The following is a 20,747-nucleotide window of genomic DNA, read 5'->3' on the forward strand; positions in this document are numbered from 1 at the left end:
TTGCGCGTTTTCTTTCCTGGAATTCCATTGGAGGAGACGAACGATGGTTTTCAAGCAGGCAAGTTTTCACGGGCTGGAACCTGAAGTGGAGGTCGATCACTTCACGCGTGCGAGACTGGAAGCAGCAGTGGCAAATGCTCTCGCCGTCGCAGGAGGCATCGACGCGTCGGATGTAAGCGTTACGGCAAATGATGCCGACATTCTGCTTGGTGGAACAGTCGCGACAGTCGAGGAGATCGAGAGAGCAACCGCCGTTGCGCGTGCCGTCGAAGGCGTCGGCACGGTGCGGAATCAGATTCTAATCGGATAGGACGCTCGGCAGAGACCCTCACTCTGGGTGGGCTGCACCAGTGAACCGACCGGGAACGATTTCAGCTTCTTTTTTTTGCACTCAGTTGACGAGGGCCGCCAATTCGGCGGCGAATCTTCGTAATGCGTAACATTCATTTTTACCCCCGATATCTTTGCGATTCATGCGTACGGCTTTTCACCTTCGTTCAGAAATTAGCATGCGGGGGTGCTAATATTATGGAGTCCGATTCGATGGGAGGAGGGGCCTGTCAAGGAGGACTGCGAATGTGTGGAAACGCCATTCGTAACTGATAGCTGCGATCTCGGGAGGAGAGCAGATGCTTGCGACAAGTGTATCGCTTGACGACAAATATACCGCTGAGGACGGCCGCGTCTTCATGACCGGCCTTCAGACCCTGGTGCGGCTACCGATGACGCAGATGAGGCGGGATCGGGCTGCGGGTCTCAATACCGCCGCCTTCATTTCCGGCTACCGCGGTTCGCCGCTTGGCGGCTATGACCAGCAACTGCTGAAGGCAAAAACCTTCCTTGATGCGCATGATGTCACCTTCCAGCCCGGCCTCAACGAGGATCTGGCTGCGACCGCCGTCTGGGGCACGCAGCAGGTCGGACTTTCGCCTGGTGCGCGCAAGGACGGTGTGGTGGGCATGTGGTACGGGAAAGGGCCGGGCGTCGATCGTTCCGGTGACGTGCTTAAACACGCCAATGCTGCGGGTACGTCGAAATATGGTGGTGTCCTCTGTTTTGCCGGGGACGATCATTCCGCAAAGTCCTCCACGATTCCGCACCAGACTGACCACGACTTCATGTCTGCGGTGATCCCGGTCCTTTATCCTTCTTCGATCCATGAATTTCTGGAATACGGCCTGCTCGGGATTGCCATGTCACGCTATTCGGGCTGCTGGGTCGGCATGAAATTCATCGCCGACACGATCGAGACGACGGCGGCCGTCGACCTTGCCGGTGAAAGGCGCCAGTTCGTCCTGCCGACGGATTTCGAATTGCCTCCGGGCGGATTGAACCTGCGCTGGCCGGATCCGCCGCTCGTCCAGGACGACCGGCTGCAGACCTACAAGGCCTATGCCGCGATCGCCTTTGCCCGCGCCAACAGGGTCGATCAGGTCACCCATGATGTTCCCAACGCACGCTTCGGCATCATTGCCTCCGGCAAGGCCTACGAGGACGTGCTGCAGGCGCTGCGCGAGCTGGAGATCGGCGAACGCGAAATGGCTGCAATCGGAATGCGCATTCTGAAAGTACGGATGCCCTGGCCGCTGGAGCCGGAAGCCGTGCGGCATTTTTCCGAAGGCCTCGAGGAGGTGCTCGTCGTCGAGGAACGGCGCGAGATCATCGAAAACCAGATCAAGCAGCAGCTCTTCAACTGGCGGGCCGATGTCCGCCCGCGCATCGTCGGCAAGTTCGATGAGCATGACAAACCCTATCTCAGCCTGTCGGCGGCCTTGACAGTAGGCGGCGTCGCAAGGGCGATCGCCGGCCGCATCCTGCAGTTCGACATGGATGCCGCCCTGCACGACCGCATCGCCGGCAAGCTTGCTTATCTCGAGGAACGCGGGGCGATCAGCCGCAATCACGTGGCGCCGCTTACGCGCACGCCATTCTACTGCTCCGGCTGTCCCCACAACACCTCGACCCGCGTGCCGGAGGGCAGCCGCGCGACCGCCGGCATCGGCTGCCATTACATGGTCACATGGATGGATCGCAATACCGAGACCTTCACGCAGATGGGCGGCGAGGGTGTGCCCTGGACCGCCATCGCCCGCTATACCGACGAGAAGCATATCTTCGTGAATTTGGGCGACGGCACCTATTTCCATTCCGGCATCCTCGCCATCAGGCAATCGGTCGCCGCCAAGGTGAACGTGACCTACAAGCTGCTCTACAATGACGCTGTCGCCATGACTGGCGGCCAGCCGATCGACGGCTATCTCACGCCGGAGCTTCTGACACGGCAGCTTCAGAACGAAGGCGTCACCCCGATCTACCTCCTTTCCGACACTCCCGACGCCTATCGAGGATCCGATCTGGCGGAGGGGGTCAAGGTCCTGCATCGCGATCATCTCGATCAGGTCATGCTGACGCTGCGTGAAACGAAGGGCTGCTCGGCGATCGTCTATGTACAGACCTGTGCCGCGGAAAAACGCCGGCGCCGGAGCCGCGGACTGCTGGAGGACCCGCCCAAGCGGGTGTTTATCAATCCCGAGGTCTGTGAGGGATGCGGCGATTGCTCGGTCCAATCCAACTGCATTTCGGTGGAGCCGCTGGAGACCGAATTCGGACGCAAGCGGCGGATCAACCAGTCGAGCTGCAACAAGGACTTCTCCTGCGTCAAAGGATTCTGTCCGTCCTTCGTGACCGTGCATGGCGGCAGCCGCAGGAAGAGGAAGGCGCTGGAGCACTCCGAAACGGACATATCCATGCCGGAGATTCCGGTCATCGCCGGCCGACCCTGGAACATCGCCATTGCCGGCGTCGGCGGAACAGGCATCCTCACTATCGGCGCAATCCTCGGCATGGCGGCCCATCTCGACGGGAAGGTGCCGATGATCCTTGACATGGCGGGTCTTGCCCAGAAGGGCGGAGCGGTGATGAGCCATCTGCGCATCGGCTTGCATCAGGAGGATGTGACGTCGCCGCGCATCGTCAACGGCGGCGCCGACCTGCTTCTTGCCGCCGACGAGGTGGTCGGCGCATCGAAGGATGCGATCACGCTCTGTGCCGCGAACCGAACCGTTGCCGTTGTCAACACTGCGCTGATGCCGGTCGCCGATTTCGTCCGCAATCGCGATTTCGATTTCAAGATCGGTTCGCTGCAGCACACGATCGCCAAAACCATCAACGAGAGATCCACCTTCCTTGATTTCGCGAAGGTTGCCGAAGCCGTGACCGGCGATGCGATGTCGACGAACATTCTCCTGACAGGCTTTGCCTGGCAGCGGGGTCTCCTGCCGCTGTCGCTGGAGGCCATCGAAAAGGCGATCGAACTCAATGGTGTCGCCGTTGCCGCCAGCAAGGCCGCCTTTCATTGGGGTCGCCGGTTGGCCCATGATCCCGCTTCAATTCATGAGTTGATGGCTGAACCGGATCAGAAGAAGATGCTCGCCGACATGGGACTTGCCGAACTGATCGCACACCGCAAAGCGCATCTGACGGCCTATCAGGACGCATCCCTGGCGCAGCGTTTTAGCGCCCTCGTCGAACGGGCAAAGGCCGCAGCGTCAAAGGCACAGCTTTCCGACAAGATACCTTTTGCCGTCGCGGTCACCTACGCCAGAATGCTGGCCTACAAGGATGAGTACGAAGTGGCGCGGCTTCTTTCCGATCCCGCCTTCGAAGCGCAGTTGCACGAGGAGATGGAGGGAGATTTCAAGCTGGCCTTCAATCTCGCCCCGCCGATACTTTCCGGCAAGGACCCGAACGGGCGACCGAAGAAACGTGAATTCGGGGCCTGGATACTTCCGCTCCTGCGCGTGCTTGCGCAGCTCAAGGGTCTGCGCGGAACGGCCTTCGATCCCTTCGGCTATCTGGCGGAGCGCAAGCTGGAGCGCCGGCTGATTGTCGAATACGAAGCTGCGGCCGCACGGGTGCTTTCCGGATTGAACAGACGCAACGAGATGGATGCACTTGCGATCTTGACGATGTTCGACCAGATTCGTGGCTTCGGGCCGATCAAGGAGGACGCCGCACGGAAGACCATGGCGCAGATCGCCGACCGCCTGAAAACCTATGAGAAGCCGGAGGAGACGCCCAGGGTGTCCGACGCAGCCTGATACCCGACAGGAGGCGAAGAGGGGAGGAGCATCATGTATGAAGGCGGACTGAACTTTGCGCTCGGCCCGGAAATCGAAGCCCTGCAGGAGAGCGTCCGCAGGTTTTCGGCCGATTGCATTGCCCCGGTGGCGGACGAGACGGATCGCAGCAACAGCTTTCCGATGCCGCTCTGGCAAAAAATGGGGCACCTTGGACTCCTCGGTATCACCGCGGACGAGGCCTATGGCGGAGCGGGGATGGGCTATCTCGCCCATTGTGTCGCCATGGAGGAGATAAGCCGTGCCTCCGCATCGGTCGGGTTGAGCTACGGCGCCCACTCCAATCTCTGCGTCAATCAGATCAACCGCAACGGCACGGATGCGCAGAAGGCGAAATATCTGCCCAAGCTCATTTCCGGCGAGCATGTGGGAGCGCTCGCCATGTCGGAACCCGGATCCGGGTCGGACGTGGTTTCCATGACGCTTCGCGCCGAAAAACGCGATGACCGCTACGTTCTGAACGGCAGCAAGATGTGGATCACCAACGGGCCGGATGCGGACGTGCTCGTCGTTTACGCCAAGACGGAGCCTGAGGCTGGACCGCGCGGCATCACCGCCTTTCTCATCGAGAAAGGATTTCAGGGCTTCTCCGCCGGCCAGAAGCTCGACAAGCTCGGCATGCGGGGCTCCAACACCAGCGAGTTGATCTTTGAGAATTGCGAGGTGCCGGAGGAAAATGTGCTCGGCAGCACCGGCGCCGGCGTGCGGGTTCTGATGTCGGGTCTCGACTACGAGCGTATCGTGCTTTCCGCCGGCCCGCTCGGCATCATGGCGGCCTGCATGGACGTGGTGGTACCCTATCTCCACGAAAGAAAGCAGTTCGGCCAGCCGATCGGCGAATTCCAGTTCATGCAGGGCAAGCTTGCCGACATGTATGTGACGCTGAATACGGCGCGCGCCTATGTCTATGCCGTGGCAGCCGCCTGTGATCGCGGCGAAACCACCCGCAAGGATGCCGCCGGCTGCATTCTCTATGCGTCGGAGAAGGCGACGGCGATGGCGCTCGAAGCGATCCAGGCGCTCGGCGGCAACGGCTACACCAACGACTATCCCGCCGGCCGCCTCCTGCGCGATGCGAAGCTCTACGAGATCGGTGCCGGCACCTCGGAAATCAGGCGGATGCTGATCGGCAGGGAGCTCTTTGCCGAGACGGGATGATGCGCAGATCAATCTAAACGGCAGGAAATTCGGCGTCGCGCATAAAGCAGGGGACAGATGACCGTTCTGACATCACAGATTTCCACCAATTCGGAGAGTTTCAGGGCCAATCGTGACGCGATGGCGGCGGCGATCCGTGTCGCGGAGGAAGCTGCGATGCAGGCTGCCAATGGTGGGGGCCCGTCGGCGCGGGAGCGCCATGTCGGCCGCGGCAAGATGCTGCCGCGCGACCGGGTGGCCAGCCTTATCGATCCGGCAACGCCCTTCCTGGAGATTGCGGCGACGGCAGCACACGGGATGTATAACGGCGACGCGCCCGGCGCCGGTCTGATTGCCGGGATCGGTCGGGTGTCGGGACGGGAGTGCATGATCGTCTGCAATGACGCCACGGTCAAAGGCGGAACCTACTATCCGATGACGGTCAAGAAGCATCTGAGAGCGCAGGAGATCGCGCGGGAGAACAATCTCCCATGCATCTATCTCGTCGATTCCGGCGGCGCCAACCTGCCGAACCAGGACGAGGTTTTTCCGGATCGCGATCATTTCGGCCGCATCTTCTATAATCAGGCCAATATGTCGGCAGCCGGCATTGCGCAGATCGCCGTGGTGATGGGGTCCTGCACGGCCGGCGGCGCCTACGTTCCGGCGATGTCCGACGAGACCATCATCGTCGAAGGGCAGGGCACGATTTTCCTGGCCGGTCCGCCGCTGGTCAAGGCTGCGACCGGGGAGGTCGTCTCGGCCGAGGATCTGGGCGGAGGCGACGTACATACCCGCCTTTCGGGCGTCGCCGATCATCTGGCGCGCGACGATGACCATGCCCTGGCGCTTGCCCGTCAGGCGGTCGCCGCACTCAACCGCCCGAAACCGGCAGGTGTCGAGCGGCGAAAACCGGAGCCGCCGCTTTACGATGCCGAGGAGATCGCGGGCATCGTGCCGTTGGATCTGCGGACACCCTACGATATCCGGGAGGTGATCGCCCGCATCGTCGATGGCTCGCGCTTCGACGAATTCAAGGCCCGCTACGGCTCCACACTCGTTTGCGGTTTCGCCCATATCCATGGCATTCCGGCGGGCATTATCGCCAATAACGGCGTGCTGTTTTCCGAATCGGCCCTCAAGGGTGCGCATTTCATCGAGCTCTGCTCACAGCGTAAAATTCCCCTCGTCTTCCTGCAGAACATCACCGGCTTCATGGTGGGACGGAAATACGAGACCGAGGGTATTGCCAAGCATGGTGCAAAGCTGGTGACGGCGGTCGCGACGACGAGGGTGCCGAAAATCACCATGCTGGTTGGCGGTTCTTTCGGCGCCGGCAATTACGGCATGGCGGGCCGCGCCTTTTCCCCGCGCTTTCTCTGGACCTGGCCGAACAGCCGCATCTCGGTGATGGGTGGAGAACAGGCGGCCGGCGTGCTTGCGACCGTTCGGGGCGAAGCTCTAGCGCGAGCCGGAACACCGTGGAGCGAAGAGGACGAGGCTAAATTCAAGCAGCCGGTGCTCGATCTCTTCGAAACCCAGAGCCATCCGCTCTATGCGTCGTCAAGGCTCTGGGACGACGGCATCGTCGATCCGCGCAAAAGCCGCGATGTCCTGGGACTATCGCTTTCAGCCGTGCTCAATGCGCCGATCGAGGACACCCGCTTCGGTCTGTTCAGGATGTGAGGAGGAGAAGATGAAGCGCGAAATCATCAATGCGAAGAATGCACCGCAACCACGCGGCGGCTACGCGCAAGCCGTCAAGCTCGAGAATTTCGAGAGGCTGCTCCTCGTCAGCGGGCAGATCCCGATGACGTCGGATGACACGCTCCCCGATGGTTTCGAGGCGCAGGCGCGCCAGGTCTGGCTCAACATCGACGCGCAGCTCAAGGCGGCGGGAATGAGCAAGACCGATATCGTCAAGGTGACGACCTATCTCGCCGACCGGCATCACGTCATGCAGAACCGCGAAATCCGCAACGACTATTTGGGCCCGCTCACCCCTGCCATGACGGTGGTGATCGCCGGCATGTTCGATTCCGCCTGGCTGCTCGAAGTCGAAGTGGTCGCCGCGCAATAGGGTCCATTCATGTTTTCAAAGCTGCTGATCGCCAATCGTGGTGAAATCGCTTGCCGGATCATCCGCACGGCGAAGCGCATGGGCATTCGCACGATCGCCGTCTATTCCGATGCCGACGCTGACGCTCTGCACGTCGATCTGGCCGACGAAGCTTATCGGATCGGTGCTGCGCCTGCGACCGAGAGCTACCTCTCGATCGAGCGCATCATGAAAGCAGCGCAGATGACCGGAGCGGAGGCGATTCATCCGGGCTACGGCTTTCTCTCGGAAAATGCCGAATTCGCCGAGGCGGTGGAGGCCGCGGGCCTTGTCTTCGTCGGGCCGTCACCCGATGCCATCCGTGCCATGGGTCTAAAGGACGCGGCGAAGGCGCTGATGGAGCGCGCGGGTGTTCCGGTCGTGCCCGGATATCACGGCGAGGATCAGGATACGGCTTTTCTTGCCCAATGCGCCGAGGTGATTGGTTTTCCCGTCTTGATCAAGGCGCGCGCCGGCGGCGGCGGCAAAGGCATGCGTCGCGTCGATCGACCGGAGGATTTCGAGGCGGCGGTCGATGCGGCGAGGCGGGAGGCGCAGGCCGCATTCGGCGATGATGCCGTCCTGATCGAGAAATATTTGTTGCAGCCTCGGCATATCGAAATCCAGGTGTTCGGCGACCGCCACGGCAATGTCGTGCATCTCTTCGAGCGCGATTGCTCATTGCAGCGCCGCCATCAGAAGGTCATCGAGGAGGCGCCGGCACCCGGCATGACCGCCGAAATGCGGCGCGCCATGGGGGAGGCGGCGGTTCGGGCGGCACGCGCCGTCAACTATCGCGGTGCGGGCACGGTGGAATTCATCGCCGACGTCTCCAGCGGGCTGCGGCCGGATCGCTTCTTCTTCATGGAGATGAACACCCGCCTCCAGGTCGAACATCCAGTGACCGAGGCGATCACCGGCATCGATCTGGTGGAATGGCAGTTGCGGATCGCCGCAAGCGAGCCGCTACCGCAAAACCAGTCCGAACTTGCGATCAACGGATGGGCTTTCGAGGCGCGGATCTACGCCGAGGATCCGTCGAAAGACTTCCTGCCTTCGACCGGCACACTCTCGCATCTGCACTTTCCGAAAGATGATGCACGCATCGACGCAGGTGTGCGCAAGGGCGACCGCATTTCGCCCTATTATGACCCTCTGATTGCCAAGCTGATTGTTCACGCACCGAGCCGTCGCTCCGCCCTTGGCCGGCTGACCCAGGCGTTGCAGCGCTGCCGGATTGGTGGGACGACGAGCAATCTCGAATTCCTCCTCCGTCTCAGCCGGCAGGGAGACTTCGCGGCGGGCCATCCCGATACCGGCCTGATCGACAGGCAGATAAAGTCGCTGGCATCAGTCAATTTGCCGGGCGAGCCCGTGATCGCGCTGGCGGCCGTACTTTCTCTTGGTATCCTGAAGCCGGAGGACGGAGACGATCCGTGGCAATCCCTCGGTCACTGGCAGCAATGGGGCGAGATGAACCGTCCCGTTGTTCTCGACTATGCCGGTCAACGCATCAATCTGAGGGTATTGGGCAAAGGACGGGACATGTTCGTGATCCAGTCTGGTCGTAGCATGGTGCCCGTGCGGATTGCCGGTCGGTTCGAGGATGGCTGCCATGCGGAAATCGATGGCCGCTCTATACGCGTGCACGTGTTTGAAACGCCGCATGCGATCACGCTGTTCCTGGATGGCGAGACCTATGAATTCCATTTGCCGAGCCCCTTGGCTGCAAGCGCGGAGAATATTGCGGGCGGCGACCGGCTGGTCGCCCCGATGCCCGGTCTCGTCAAAATCGTTCGCGTGCGCGATGGGGATACTGTCAAGAAAGGGCAGCCACTGATCGTCATGGAAGCAATGAAGATGGAACTCACACTTCCGGCGACGCGCGACGGCGTCGTGGAAAGCCTGCACGTGGCTGCCGGGGACCAGACGAGCGAAGGTGCATTGCTCCTGTCCCTGAAAGCTGAGGAGGGATGACATGGCCGATCCTTCATCGCAATCGCCGCAGTACGTCTCAATCGTCGAAATGGCACCGCGCGACGGCCTTCAGAACGAGAAACAGGTCGTCGAGACCGATGCTAAGGTGACGCTCGTCGACATGTTGTCCGATTGCGGCTTCGAAAGAATAGAGGTCACGAGCTTCGTCAGCCCCAAATGGGTGCCGCAATTGGCCGACGCCGCCGAGGTCATGGCCCGGATAAGGCGAAGGCCGGAGATTCGCTATTCGGTTCTGACGCCGAACATGAAGGGGTTCGAGGCGGCACGGGCGGCTGCGGCCGATGAAATGGCGATCTTTGCCTCGGCCTCCGAGAGTTTCTCGCGGCAGAACATCAATTGCTCGATCGCTGAAAGCATCGAACGCTTTCGCCCTGTGGCGGAGACAGCGCGCGACTGCGACATTCCCCTGCGGGGATATGTCAGCTGCGTTGTGGAATGCCCCTATGAGGGAGCTATTCCACCCGAAAATGTCGCGAGCGTCGCGCTGCGCCTGAAGAAACTGGGATGCTACGAGATCAGCCTCGGCGACACGATCGGCCGCGGCGATCCGGAGGCTGTGGAAAGAATGCTGGCGACCGTGCTGGAGTATATTCCGGCTTCCATGCTGGCTGGTCATTTCCACGATACGTCCGGCCGGGCCCTCGAGAATATCGATGTCGCTCTCGAATACGGACTGCGCGTTTTCGATGCCTCCGTCGCGGGCCTCGGCGGCTGCCCCTATGCGCCCGGCGCAAAGGGCAATGTCGATACACTCTCGGTCGATCGCCATCTCAAGGCGAAGGGTTTCGAGACGGGACTTTCGGCCGAAAGGCTCGAACGGGCAGCGGCTTTCGCAAGGACATTGAGGAGCGCGTCATGACGGAAACAATCCGCATCGCTATCGACAAGAGGGGCGTGGCGCGCCTGACGCTTGCCCGCGCCGAAAAGCATAATGCCCTGTCGGCCGAGATGATCGACGCCTTGACGACCGCCGCCCACGATCTCGGCGCCGACAGAACCGTGCGCGCAGTCGTTCTGGCCGGCGAAGGACCAAGCTTTTGCGCCGGCGGCGATCTCGACTGGATGCGGGCGCAATTCAGCGCGGATCGGGCAGGGCGAATTGCGGAGGCCCGTCGGCTTGCCCTGATGTTCAGGGCGCTCAACGAGTTGCCGAAGCCTCTCGTCGCCTTTGTCCATGGCAATGCCTTCGGCGGCGGCATCGGTCTCTTGAGCGTCTGCGATGTTGCGATCGCCGCAGCCACGGCCCGTTTCGGATTGACGGAAGTACGGCTTGGCCTCATTCCGGCGACGATCAGCCCCTACGTCATCGCCCGGATCGGTGAGAGCAGGGCGCGCCCGCTCTTCATATCCGGCAAGACCCTGGATGCCTGGCAGGCTCATGCCGCCGGGCTGGTAGCGCGTGTGGTACCGACGGAGGAAATGGGCGAGGCGATCGGAATGGAAATCCGCCATTTTCTCTCCGCGGCACCCGGGGCTGCTGCACGCGCCAAGGCGCTCGTGCGTTCACTCGGCACGCCGATCACCGATGCCGTCATCGAGACCGCCGTCGAGCAACTGGCCGACACCTGGGACACCGAAGAGGCAAGGGAAGGCATAACAGCCTTCTTTGAACGCCGGGAACCGGCCTGGCGAAAGAAGAATTGAAGTTCTGCGCTTGAATTGAGCACCTCTTGCGCATATTTTGAACTATAGTAAGTTAAAATATGTAAGGAGCCTGCAATGTCAGCTGCAAGCCTCGATATTGCGGCGGCCCGGTTCGGCGACAGCCAGTCGCCATTTCTCTCGGCGCGACGGGTCGCAGAACAGCTTGGTCTTACGCTTTCGGAACTTGCCCGATTGATCGGTGTTGCCCGCAATACGCTGACGGCAAAATCAAGCGTTCGAAAGGTCGATAATGCGCTGAGCCCCGTCGTGCGCATATTGGCCATGGCGAGCGAGATGGCTGGCGACGAAAGCCGTGCCGTCATCTGGTTCAAGCATCAGCCTATCCCAGGATGGGCCGGCAAGACGGCCTATGACCTTGTAGGCGAAGGCAAGGCAGACAGAGTGCTTGCCTATCTGGAGGCTGTGCGGTCCGGCGTCTATGCCTGATGTGCCCGCCGATCCAGTGCAGCGGCTCTGGCGGGCCTTCGTGCCGCGATGGGCGTATGCGCCGCTTTCCGGTGAAGGTGCTGCGCGTTTCGGAGGTCGCTGGAATCCGGTCGGCGCGCCGACGATTTATGCGGCACGTGAACTTTCGACCGCGTGGGCGGAATACAATCAGGGATTCGTACAGCATCCGGCCTTGATTGCCCAACTCGAGCTCCGCAATGCGTCGCTTGCGGATCTGACCGATCCGACGACACTGGAAACCTTTGGCATTTCCTCCGACATCCACCGCTGCGAATGGCGAATGGAGCTCGACAGCGGTGAGGTGCCGGCGACGCATTGCCTGCGGGAGCGGCTGATCGCTCTCACATTCGACGGTGTCATCTATCCGTCCTTCATGTCGCCCGGCGGCACCTGCGTTGCGCTCTGGCGCTGGAACGGCCCGGGAGCGCCGCAGCTCGATGTCATCGACCCGGAAGGACGACTGCCGAAGACCGCAGCCTCCTGGTTGTAGAGAAACTTCGCTATCTTACTGTTTCCATTGGTTTTGACATCGACATGTGGCAGGAATCGCTTATCTGAACCACAGGAAGAGCGGGGATCGCAGCGTCCGTGACAATTGGCTTTGCACATGCGGAACTTATTGCGGTGCTTGTCGCCGTCACAGGCGACGAGCCGCGTGTCATGACCATCCGCTCGGGCGAAGCACTGCCGTCTGGCCCGTTCGAAATGGGGCATCGAACCCTGCAATCGGGTCTCAGGGAGTGGGTTCAGGAGCAGACCGCGCATCCGATCGGCTATCTCGAGCAGCTTTACACCTTCGCCGATCGTGACCGAAACACGGAAATCCTCGGCGGCCGGACGATCTCGATCAGCTATCTCGGGCTGGTGCGCGAACAGGCCGCACCGGGCGCCGACAGCCCGCGCTGGCACGGCTGGTATGAATATTTCCCATGGGAGGACCACCGCCAGGGGCCACCGGATGTGCTGGACGAGATTGCAGCGCAGCTCAGAAACTGGGCGGCCACCGATCCGGCCCAGCGCGAGCATCGCCTGCGCCGCGCGGCTTATACCTTCGCACTTGACGGCGTCCCGTGGAATGAGGATCTGGCGCTGCAGCGCTACGAACTTCTCTACGAGGCGGGGCTCGTTGCGGAAGCGGGTCGCTCGGGCTCATGCATTTCCGGCAGGCCGATGTTTGCCGATCACCGCCGTATTCTTGCAACGGGCATTGCAAGGCTGCGCGCCAAAATCAAATATCGCCCTGTCGTCTTCGAACTCATGCCAGACGATTTCACGCTGCTGCAGTTGCAGCGCGCCGTCGAGGCTCTGGCTGGCCTGAGGCTGCACAAGCAGAATTTTCGCCGCCTTATCGAACAGCAGGATCTCGTCGAAGAGACGGGGGGTACAGAAAGCGAGACGGGCGGCCGTCCCGCCAAGCTTTTCCGTTTCCGTCACGCTATCCTCGAAGAGCGCGCGCTCGCCGGGACAAAATTACCGCTCTCTCGTAATTGACAATATGCTCACCCTGAGTATATCTATGTCTTTGCGATATGCTCAAGATGAGCATAATAGGAGATCAAGATGAACCGTCCGGTATCCACATCTGAACTCTATCAGCGCGTCAGTCGCGTCATTCCCAAAGCCGAATGGATGATGTTCGAGGACGATGTCGAGGCGATCCTCGATCTCAAGCGCCGCCGCAATGCCGTCATCCTTGCGCATAACTACCAGACGCCGGAGATTTTCCATGGCGTCGCTGATATTGTCGGCGACAGCCTGGCATTGGCGCGCAAGGCGGCGGAGGTCGATGCGGAGGTCATCGTGCTCGCCGGCGTTCATTTCATGGCCGAAACGGCCAAGCTGCTCAATCCCGGCAAGACAGTGCTGATCCCGGATATGGGAGCAGGCTGTTCGCTTGCGGAATCGATCACGCCCGAGGATGTCGCGCTGCTGCGGCAGGCCCATCCGGGCGTACCTGTTATCACCTATGTCAACACCTCGGCAGCCGTGAAGGCGGCCTCCGATATCTGCTGCACCTCAGGCAACGCCAAGAAGGTGGTGGAATCGCTCGGCGTGCCACGTGTCCTGATGATCCCCGACGAATATCTCGCCCAAAACGTGGCGCGTGAAACGAATGTCGAAGTCATCGCCTGGCACGGCCATTGCGAAGTGCACGAGCTCTTCACCGCCGACGACGTGCGCCAGCTCAGGGAAAATCACCCCGGTGTCACCGTGCTCGCCCATCCGGAATGCCCGCCGGAAGTGGTGGCGGAAGCCGATTTCGCAGGCTCCACCGCCGTCATGTCCGACTATGTCGGAAAGAAGCATCCCGCACGTGTCGTGCTTTTGACCGAGTGCTCCATGAGCGACAACGTCGCCGTGCACCATCCGGACGTCGAATTCATTCGCCCCTGTAATCTCTGCCCGCACATGAAGCGGATTACGCTTTCCAATATCCGGACGGCGCTGGAAGAAAACCGCCACGAGGTCACGGTTGATCCGACGATCGCCGCCGCTGCCCGCCGGGCCGTCGAACGGATGCTTGCGATATGACCGAGATCCTCGACGGCCTCGCCGGACGGGTTTCGATCGTCGGCAGCGGCCTTGCCGGTTTGATTGCTGCGCTCGCGCTCGCCCCCGAACCCGTCGTCATCCTCACGCGGGCAAGGCTTGGCGCAGAAACGTCGAGCGCTTGGGCGCAGGGCGGCATTGCCGCCTCTCTTGGGGCGGACGACAATGCCGATCTTCACCTCGCCGACACCCTGGCGGCCGGTGATGGTCTTTGCGACATTGCCGCCGCGGCAGCGATCCTCAGCGAAGCACCGGCGGCAATTGCCGCATTGGAAGGCGCCGGCGTCCGCTTTGACCGAAACGCTGACGGCAAACTGCTACTCGGCCTCGAAGCGGCCCATTGCCGCCGCCGTATCGTCCATGTCGACGGAGACGGCTCGGGCGCCGCGATCGTCCGTGCCTTGGTGGACATGGTCCGAAAGACGCCCTCGATCAAGGTGTTGGAAGGCGTCGAAATCCGACGGCTGTTGACCGAGGGCCAGGCGATAGCCGGCCTGCTCGGCGCCACCGCGGCCGGATCCGTCGTCCTGCCCACCACGAGGGTGCTGCTTGCTACGGGCGGAATCGGCGGGCTCTATGACGCCACCACCAATCCCGTCGGTAATTTCGGCCAGGGCATCGTCCTTGCCGCGCGCGCCAGGGCCGTTCTTGCCGATATGGAATTCGTGCAGTTCCACCCGACCGCACTGGATTCGCCGCGTCGGCCTCTTGCCCTAGTGAGCGAGGCGGTGCGGGGTGAAGGTGCCCGGCTCTTGAATGAGAAGGGCGAACGCTTCATGGCCGATGTTCCCGGGGCGGAACTTGCGCCGCGCGATGTCGTCGCGCGCGCTATCAGCACCGAACGCGCCCGTGGCGGGAAGGTGTTTCTGGATGCCCGCCATGCGCTCGGCTCCCGTTTCGCCTCGCGTTTTCCAGCAATCGCCTCGCTCTGCACGGAAGCGGGCATCGATCCGGCGAGCGATCTCATTCCGGTGCGGCCGGCCGTCCACTATCATATGGGTGGTATCGCGACAGACAGGAACGGCCGCAGCTCGGTCGCGGGTTTATGGGCCGCTGGAGAGGTGGCCTCCACCGGTCTGCACGGCGCAAATCGGCTTGCGAGCAACTCCCTGCTGGAGGCGACGGTCATGGGATTGCGGGCCGCGCACGACATCGCCGTCAGCCCGGCAGGCTCTCCAGCTCCGGTCAATATCGAACCGCTTCCGCAGTCGGCGGCAGTCGACTTGGTCCGGCCCATCGTGTCGCGCCATCTTGGTGTGCTGCGCGAGGGCAGGGACCTCGAGCAGTCGATCGCCGCCCTGCTGCCGCTCGCCGAAGGCGACGGGCCGGCGGCCGATCCGGCGATTGTTGCGTTGATGATCGCGGTGGCGGCGAGCCTCAGGACGGAATCGCGCGGCGCCCATGCCCGGACCGACTTCCCGTTGAAGCAACCGTTCGCACAACGCCGGATGCTGACGCTCTCGCAGGCGCTGCACATGGCCCGCTCTATACGTCCTCCTCTTTTTGCACGGAGTGCCTGATATGATCCTTTCCGCTCCTCCGCGATTGATCGTCGAACCGCTGGTGCGTGCGGCACTGCTTGAGGATCTCGGACTTGCCGGCGACATCACCTCTGCTGCGGTCATTCCGAAGGACCACCGCTCCACCGTGGTGATGGCGGCCCGGGAGCCGGGCGTGATTGCAGGGCTCGACGCCGCCGAACTTGCTTTCGAGCTGATCGATCCGGCAATTACCATGGATCGTCACATCGACGACGGTGCTGTAGTAAAAGCCGGGGACGTCATCGTCACTATTCGGGGGCCGTCTCGAGGCCTATTGACCGGTGAACGCACGGCGCTCAATTTTCTCGGTCATCTCTCCGGCATTGCGACGGTAACGGCCGGAATCGTCGAGGCGATCAAAGGCACGAAGGCAGCCGTTGCCTGTACGCGCAAGACGACGCCGGGACTGCGTGCACTCGAAAAATATGCCGTGCGGGCCGGCGGCGGCATGAACCATCGCTTCGCGCTCTATGATGCGGTCCTGATCAAGGACAACCATGTAGCCATCGCTGGAGGCGTCGGCGAGGCGATCAGGCGCGCTCGCGCGGGTGTCGGTCATATGGTCAAGATCGAGATCGAAGTGGACACGCTCGACCAGCTGCGCGAGGTGATGGAAATCGGCGTGGACGCGGTGCTGCTCGACAATATGTCGCCGGATCAGTTGCGTCGCGCCGTCGACATCGTCGGGGGCCGTGCGATCACGGAAGCATCCGGCCGTGTGACGCCTTCGACCGCTGTTGCTATCGCCGCTGCCGGCGTCGATCTCATTTCCGTCGGCTGGTGCACCCACAGCGCACCGACCCTCGACATCGGGCTGGATTTCTCAAACGCCAGCTGAGATTGCCCGGATCGGCACGTAGGCCGGGGCCGCATTGCAAGTCGCTATGTGGTGGTCGGGAACATTTGCGGCCCCAGCGCCTTATGCGCTCACAGCCGTGAGGAGCGCGAATGACGCGGATGCGAATTCTCGGAGGAAACCACCAACAGCGAAGGGCCTGCGGCGAAAGTGGTCCTTCGGTAAGTCGGCATGCCGTATTCGCGCGTCCCGCCATGGTAGCTTCAAGGGACCGTTCTTGGTGCGCCATGTTGCGATACGACGAGTAACGACGCCATGGAATTCACGCGGCCACCTTCCAGTTGGATCAGGAACAAGGAAGTCAAAAAGAAGTCCGCGACGTTTCCGGAGCTTTTCTTCGACCTGGTGTTCGTTTTCGCGCTGATACAGCTCTCGCATACGCTGGCCGAGGACTTCAGCTCGACGATGGCGGCTGAATCGGTGCTTCTTATTCTCGCGATCTGGTGGGTCTGGATCTACACCGCCTGGACTACAAACTTGCTCGATACTGAAAGAGAGCCCGTTCGCATGATGCTGTTCGCGCTCATGTTTCTCGGTGTCCTGATCGCACTCGCGTTGCCCGATGCGTTCGGGGAACACGGCATGGCCTTTGCAGTCACCTATAGCGGAATGCAAATCGGCCGTTCGCTTTTCACACTCTATGCCTTCAGGGGCGTCGATCGCGCATCCTATCTCACCTTTTGTCGCATCACGCTCTGGCTGACCTTGTCTTGCCTGTTCTGGATCGCCGGTGGACTTGCGGACGTGCCGGTGAGAGCCGGGCTCTGGGCGGTCGCGCTTTTGATCGAATACGTCTCGCCTGCGGTTGGATATTTCATACCCGGCCTTGGTCGGTCGCCGCGTGAAACATTGAATGTTTCCGCTGAGCACATGGCCGAACGTGCGGGATTGTTCGTGATCATCTGCCTCGGTGAGACGATCCTCGCGACAGGGAGGAACGCCTCCGAGCACATGACGCTGGATCTGACCTTTCTGGTTTTCTGCAGCGCTTTTGCAAGCACGATCGCGATGTGGTGGATCTATTTTCACCATGGACATAAGAAGGCTGCCTACCAGGCCGAGGCGACAAGCGCGCCGGAAAGCGTCGCACTCAATCTTTTTACCTATGCGCATCTGCCGATCGTCGCCGGCATCATATTGACGGCGGTCGGCGAAGAATTCAGCCTGGGGCATGCGAATGAAGCAAGTTCCTTCAAGCACGCGATCGCTATTCTCGGCGGCCCCGTGCTTTTTTTACTCGGCAATCTATGGGTCAAGCTCGCCGCGAGCCGAGCTCTGCCTTTGTCACATTTCGGCGGGATCGCATTGATTGCGGCAAGCGCGTTGCTCGTACCCGTAGTACCGAACTATGTCATCACGCTCATTGCGACCGGCGGCCTGCTAATGACCGCCGCGTGGGAATATATCGCGTTGGAGCGCGCGTCGACATCGACGGCCTAACCTCAATGTGCCGACTGTTGCTTGGCGCGGGCGACGATCTGGGTCGGATTGACGAATTGCAGTGCGATCACCAGCCAGAAGAGCGTGGTAACCATGTAGATCACCGCCATCGCGTCAATCGACTGGCCGGCGCGCACACCGGAGGCGAAAACGGCATAGTAGAGCGACACGACGAGCGTCTGCGTCGTCGGCCCGGCGATCAGGAACGTCAGTTCGAACATGGCGATGGTGCGTACCAGCACGAGCAGAAGTGCTGCCAGCATTCCCGGCAAGAGCAGCGGCAGCAGGATCCGGATGAAGAGGCTCGTCGTGCCGGCGCCGAAGACGCGGGCGGCCGCCTCGATGCGCGGATCGATCTGCTCGATGAACGGGATCATCACCAGGATGACGAAGGGCACCGACGGCACGAGGTTGATCAGGACCACACCCCAGAAAGTGCCCCCGAGCCCAAGCCGGTAGAGAACAGTTGCGAGCGGAATGCCGTAGGTGAGCGGCGGGATGAGCAGCGGCAACAGGAAGAGCAGGACGATTGCGCGCTTGCCGACAAAGTCGCGCCGCGCAAGCGCATAGGCCGTCACGACGCCGAGGATGCCGGAGATGATGACGACGGTGAAGACGACCTCGAAGGTGACGAGCACGACGTTTGAAAGCTGGAATTCGCTCCACGCGCTGAAATACCATCGGGTGGTCCAGCCTCGCGGCAGCCACGTGCCCAGCCATCGCGTCGCAAACGAGTTGACGATGACCGCGGCAATGACGGCGATCAGATTGAGCACGAAGAGTCCCGCCAGCGCCCAGATCGCGATGCGCCAGATTTTCGAGGTAAGGCCCTGGTCGCGTATCATGGCTTAGCCTTTCGTGCCGGCGGCCGGGCCGCGATAGAAGAGCGAGCGCGCGCCGAGAACGGCAACGACGACGGCTAGTTCGACACCGCCCATGATGATCGCGATCGCCGAACCCAGCGAATGGTCATATTGCTCGAAGGCGGCTTGATAGGCAGCGATCGAGATGACGCGTGTCGGACCGGCCGGTGCGCCGAGCAGCACGGCCGATGGGAACACGGCAAAGGCCTGCACGAAGGCCAGGCAAAACGTGACCGCAAGTCCCGGAACGAGCAGCGGCAGGAAGACGCGCAGGAAACGCTGGCGCGGATTGGCGCCAAGGGTTGCCGCCGCCTGTTCGATCGCGGGATCGACGCCGGTGATGTAGGAGAGCGTCAGGAGGAAAGCGAAGGGGAAGCCGGTTATCAGCAGGGAGGCGAAGACACCCCAGTAATTGTTGGTGAGCTTCACCGGCGAATCGAGAATGCCGAAGAGGATGAGCGTCTCGTTGAACCAGCCGCGCGGCCCGAGAAAAGTCAGCAACCCATCGGCGACGAAAACGGTCCCGAGCGTGATCGGCAGCACGAGAATGGTCGTCAGCAGTCGCTGACGCCGCATCAAGCGCACGCGGAACGCAATCGGTACTGCGAAGGCCAGGTTGACGATCGTTACCGGCAGCGCCAGCCAGAGGGTGGCCGCAATAGTGCTGTACTGGAACTGATCACTGAAGAAATTGACGTAGTTGGCGTACCACGCGCCTTCCCTCGGCATTAGCGAATCCACCACGCCATAGAGGAACGGATAGACGAAAAACGCGATCATGAAGATAAGGCCGGGCAGCACCAGCAGCGTCGTTCCGTCGAGCCCCCGCGCGGCCAGCCGGTTGCGGAGTGAAGCCCCTTTCATGCCGTCGTCTCCTTGAAGACCAGCGCTCGCCCGGCAACAGGCTGAAGCGATGCTTTGGAGCCGCGCGGCAGCGCGTCGTCAGCGCGAAAATAAAGTTCCGAACCGTCAGTGGCCCGCGCCATGCCGAAAAAGGCGCGCCCACGATATTCGGTGCTTGCGACCGTGGCGGGAATGCCTTCGCCATCAGTCGTGGCGACAAGATCCTCCGGCCGAACGGAGAGGACGGCGCGATCGCCCACCTGCAGGGCCATGCGCATCGCGCCGCTCAGCCGCGCACCGGCGGCTTCGATCACCGCCTCATTGCCGGAAACGGAGACGACGCGGCCGGGAATGCGGGTGCGAAAGCCCATGAAATCCGCGACCTCGATATTCACCGGGCGCTGGTAGAGATCCTGGGGCGAGCCGATCTGCTGGATATGTCCCTGGCTCATGACGACGATGCGATCGGCGAGCGACAGCGCCTCATCCTGATCGTGCGTGACATAGATGGTGGTCGAGCCAATCTGGTCATGAATGCCGCGGATTTCGGCACGCATTTCGAGACGCAGCTTTGCATCGAGATTGGAGAGCGGTTCGTCCATCAGGACGATCGGGGGTCGGATGACGACGGCGCGCGCGATGGCGACGCGCTGTTGCTGGCCGCCGGAAAGCTGCCCCGGCAGCTTGTCGGCCTGGCTTTCAAGCCGCACCAGTGCCAGCGCATCGGCGACGCGTTTATCGGCCTCGCTTCCCTTGATGCCTTGCATGGTGAGACCAAAGCCGACATTCTTGCGCACGCTCATATGCGGAAAAAGCGCGTAGCTCTGAAACACCATGCCAAAGCCGCGTTTTTCCGGCTCGAGCTGGTCGATACGGGTTCCGCCGAGGCGAATTTCACCGCCGGTCAGGGCAAGCAGGCCGGCAATACAATTGAGCGCCGTCGACTTGCCGCAGCCGGAGGGACCGAGAAGCGCGATGAATTCGCCGGGTTCGATCGCAAGGTCGATCCCGTCAAGCGCATTGTATGCGCCGAAGGAGCGGCGCAGCCCATCGAGCTCAAGGCGCGCATTTTTCCGCGACGCAAGTGCCGCGTTTTGAACCTGCAAAGTCAAGCCATTCTCCATCTTTCGGCAAATATCCGCCGCTTGCGAGCCGGCGCCGCGCTGGATG

18 protein-coding genes are annotated in these 20,747 nt (G+C 61.7%); 15 read left to right on the top strand and 3 right to left on the bottom strand.

Translation table 11 applies throughout. From position 1 onward, the window contains the following. The first annotated feature begins 43 nt into the window (after window positions 1–43). From AAE029_RS02130 to AAE029_RS02200, 15 genes are all read left to right on the top strand, one after another. Entirely contained in the window at window positions 44–310 is a 267-nt protein-coding gene (locus AAE029_RS02130; protein ID WP_371071136.1) for a BON domain-containing protein, read from the top strand. Between the two features lie 301 nt (window positions 311–611). After that, window positions 612–4,100, top strand: coding sequence for an indolepyruvate ferredoxin oxidoreductase family protein (locus AAE029_RS02135; protein WP_371071526.1), 3,489 nt, complete (start codon window positions 612–614; stop codon window positions 4,098–4,100). A 33-nt stretch (window positions 4,101–4,133) separates the two neighbouring features. Continuing rightward, a complete protein-coding gene (locus AAE029_RS02140) occupies window positions 4,134–5,297 on the top strand; it encodes an isovaleryl-CoA dehydrogenase (protein ID WP_371071137.1) in 1,164 nt (387 codons plus the stop codon). A gap of 57 nt (window positions 5,298–5,354) precedes the next feature. Continuing rightward, window positions 5,355–6,962, top strand: a complete 1,608-nt coding sequence (locus AAE029_RS02145) for a carboxyl transferase domain-containing protein (RefSeq protein WP_371071138.1) — start codon at window positions 5,355–5,357, stop codon at window positions 6,960–6,962. Between the two features lie 10 nt (window positions 6,963–6,972). After that, complete coding sequence (locus tag AAE029_RS02150; RefSeq protein ID WP_371071139.1) at window positions 6,973–7,356, top strand: RidA family protein; 384 nt, start codon at window positions 6,973–6,975, stop codon at window positions 7,354–7,356. Between the two features lie 9 nt (window positions 7,357–7,365). Next, entirely contained in the window at window positions 7,366–9,351 is a 1,986-nt protein-coding gene (locus AAE029_RS02155) for an acetyl-CoA carboxylase biotin carboxylase subunit (protein WP_371071140.1), read from the top strand. 1 nt (window position 9,352) lies between these two features. After that, window positions 9,353–10,231 (top strand): hydroxymethylglutaryl-CoA lyase, encoded by an 879-nt coding sequence (locus AAE029_RS02160; RefSeq protein ID WP_371071141.1) that lies wholly within the window; start codon window positions 9,353–9,355, stop codon window positions 10,229–10,231. After that, a complete protein-coding gene (locus tag AAE029_RS02165; RefSeq protein WP_371071142.1) occupies window positions 10,228–11,016 on the top strand; it encodes a crotonase/enoyl-CoA hydratase family protein in 789 nt (262 codons plus the stop codon). The genes AAE029_RS02160 and AAE029_RS02165 overlap by 4 nt, the downstream gene beginning before the upstream one ends. 75 nt (window positions 11,017–11,091) lie before the next feature. Beyond that, window positions 11,092–11,463 (top strand): antitoxin Xre/MbcA/ParS toxin-binding domain-containing protein, encoded by a 372-nt coding sequence (locus AAE029_RS02170; RefSeq protein ID WP_371071143.1) that lies wholly within the window; start codon window positions 11,092–11,094, stop codon window positions 11,461–11,463. Then, window positions 11,456–11,974, top strand: coding sequence for an RES family NAD+ phosphorylase (locus tag AAE029_RS02175; protein ID WP_371071144.1), 519 nt, complete (start codon window positions 11,456–11,458; stop codon window positions 11,972–11,974). The genes AAE029_RS02170 and AAE029_RS02175 overlap by 8 nt, the downstream gene beginning before the upstream one ends. 98 nt (window positions 11,975–12,072) lie before the next feature. Further along, complete coding sequence (locus AAE029_RS02180) at window positions 12,073–12,975, top strand: hypothetical protein (protein ID WP_371071145.1); 903 nt, start codon at window positions 12,073–12,075, stop codon at window positions 12,973–12,975. Between the two features lie 69 nt (window positions 12,976–13,044). After that, window positions 13,045–14,016 carry a quinolinate synthase NadA gene (gene nadA, locus AAE029_RS02185; RefSeq protein ID WP_371071146.1) on the top strand — a complete coding sequence of 324 codons (972 nt, stop codon included), beginning with the start codon at window positions 13,045–13,047 and terminating at the stop codon, window positions 14,014–14,016. Then, window positions 14,013–15,554 carry an L-aspartate oxidase gene (locus AAE029_RS02190; RefSeq protein ID WP_371071147.1) on the top strand — a complete coding sequence of 514 codons (1,542 nt, stop codon included), beginning with the start codon at window positions 14,013–14,015 and terminating at the stop codon, window positions 15,552–15,554. Before nadA ends, AAE029_RS02190 begins: the two co-directional genes overlap by 4 nt. A gap of 1 nt (window position 15,555) precedes the next feature. Continuing rightward, window positions 15,556–16,413 (top strand): carboxylating nicotinate-nucleotide diphosphorylase, encoded by an 858-nt coding sequence (gene nadC, locus AAE029_RS02195; protein ID WP_371071148.1) that lies wholly within the window; start codon window positions 15,556–15,558, stop codon window positions 16,411–16,413. Between the two features lie 273 nt (window positions 16,414–16,686). After that, on the top strand, window positions 16,687–17,871 hold the full coding sequence (locus tag AAE029_RS02200) for a low temperature requirement protein A (protein WP_371071149.1): 1,185 nt from the start codon (window positions 16,687–16,689) through the stop codon (window positions 17,869–17,871). Window positions 17,872–17,873: 2 nt separating this feature from the next. On the opposite strand, the gene AAE029_RS02205 is transcribed toward AAE029_RS02200, so the two are convergent. From AAE029_RS02205 to AAE029_RS02215, 3 genes are read right to left on the bottom strand one after another with little or no spacing between them, the layout of a single operon-like run. Then, window positions 17,874–18,716 (bottom strand): ABC transporter permease, encoded by an 843-nt coding sequence (locus AAE029_RS02205; RefSeq protein WP_371071150.1) that lies wholly within the window; start codon window positions 18,714–18,716, stop codon window positions 17,874–17,876. Window positions 18,717–18,719: 3 nt separating this feature from the next. Then, window positions 18,720–19,598 carry an ABC transporter permease gene (locus tag AAE029_RS02210; protein ID WP_371071151.1) on the bottom strand — a complete coding sequence of 293 codons (879 nt, stop codon included), beginning with the start codon at window positions 19,596–19,598 and terminating at the stop codon, window positions 18,720–18,722. Beyond that, the gene (locus AAE029_RS02215) at window positions 19,595–20,701 is read right to left on the bottom strand and encodes an ABC transporter ATP-binding protein (RefSeq protein WP_371071152.1); all 1,107 of its coding nucleotides are present in this window, start codon (window positions 20,699–20,701) and stop codon (window positions 19,595–19,597) included. Before AAE029_RS02215 ends, AAE029_RS02210 begins: the two co-directional genes overlap by 4 nt. Between the last annotated feature and the right edge of the window lie 46 nt (window positions 20,702–20,747).

The organism is Sinorhizobium sp. CB7 (genome assembly GCF_041357635.1).
Lineage (GTDB): Bacteria > Pseudomonadota > Alphaproteobacteria > Rhizobiales > Rhizobiaceae > Rhizobium.

Coding starts and splice junctions, on each gene's coding strand:
- AAE029_RS02130 (WP_371071136.1), top strand. CDS start 44: ATGGTTTTCAAGCAGGCAAGTTTTCACGGGCTGGAACCTGAAGTGGAG.
- AAE029_RS02140 (WP_371071137.1), top strand. CDS start 4,134: ATGTATGAAGGCGGACTGAACTTTGCGCTCGGCCCGGAAATCGAAGCC.
- AAE029_RS02145 (WP_371071138.1), top strand. CDS start 5,355: ATGACCGTTCTGACATCACAGATTTCCACCAATTCGGAGAGTTTCAGG.
- AAE029_RS02150 (WP_371071139.1), top strand. CDS start 6,973: ATGAAGCGCGAAATCATCAATGCGAAGAATGCACCGCAACCACGCGGC.
- AAE029_RS02155 (WP_371071140.1), top strand. CDS start 7,366: ATGTTTTCAAAGCTGCTGATCGCCAATCGTGGTGAAATCGCTTGCCGG.
- AAE029_RS02160 (WP_371071141.1), top strand. CDS start 9,353: ATGGCCGATCCTTCATCGCAATCGCCGCAGTACGTCTCAATCGTCGAA.
- AAE029_RS02165 (WP_371071142.1), top strand. CDS start 10,228: ATGACGGAAACAATCCGCATCGCTATCGACAAGAGGGGCGTGGCGCGC.
- AAE029_RS02170 (WP_371071143.1), top strand. CDS start 11,092: ATGTCAGCTGCAAGCCTCGATATTGCGGCGGCCCGGTTCGGCGACAGC.
- AAE029_RS02175 (WP_371071144.1), top strand. CDS start 11,456: ATGCCTGATGTGCCCGCCGATCCAGTGCAGCGGCTCTGGCGGGCCTTC.
- nadA (WP_371071146.1), top strand. CDS start 13,045: ATGAACCGTCCGGTATCCACATCTGAACTCTATCAGCGCGTCAGTCGC.
- AAE029_RS02190 (WP_371071147.1), top strand. CDS start 14,013: ATGACCGAGATCCTCGACGGCCTCGCCGGACGGGTTTCGATCGTCGGC.
- nadC (WP_371071148.1), top strand. CDS start 15,556: ATGATCCTTTCCGCTCCTCCGCGATTGATCGTCGAACCGCTGGTGCGT.
- AAE029_RS02200 (WP_371071149.1), top strand. CDS start 16,687: ATGGAATTCACGCGGCCACCTTCCAGTTGGATCAGGAACAAGGAAGTC.
- AAE029_RS02205 (WP_371071150.1), bottom strand. CDS start 18,716: ATGATACGCGACCAGGGCCTTACCTCGAAAATCTGGCGCATCGCGATC.
- AAE029_RS02210 (WP_371071151.1), bottom strand. CDS start 19,598: ATGAAAGGGGCTTCACTCCGCAACCGGCTGGCCGCGCGGGGGCTCGAC.
- AAE029_RS02215 (WP_371071152.1), bottom strand. CDS start 20,701: ATGGAGAATGGCTTGACTTTGCAGGTTCAAAACGCGGCACTTGCGTCG.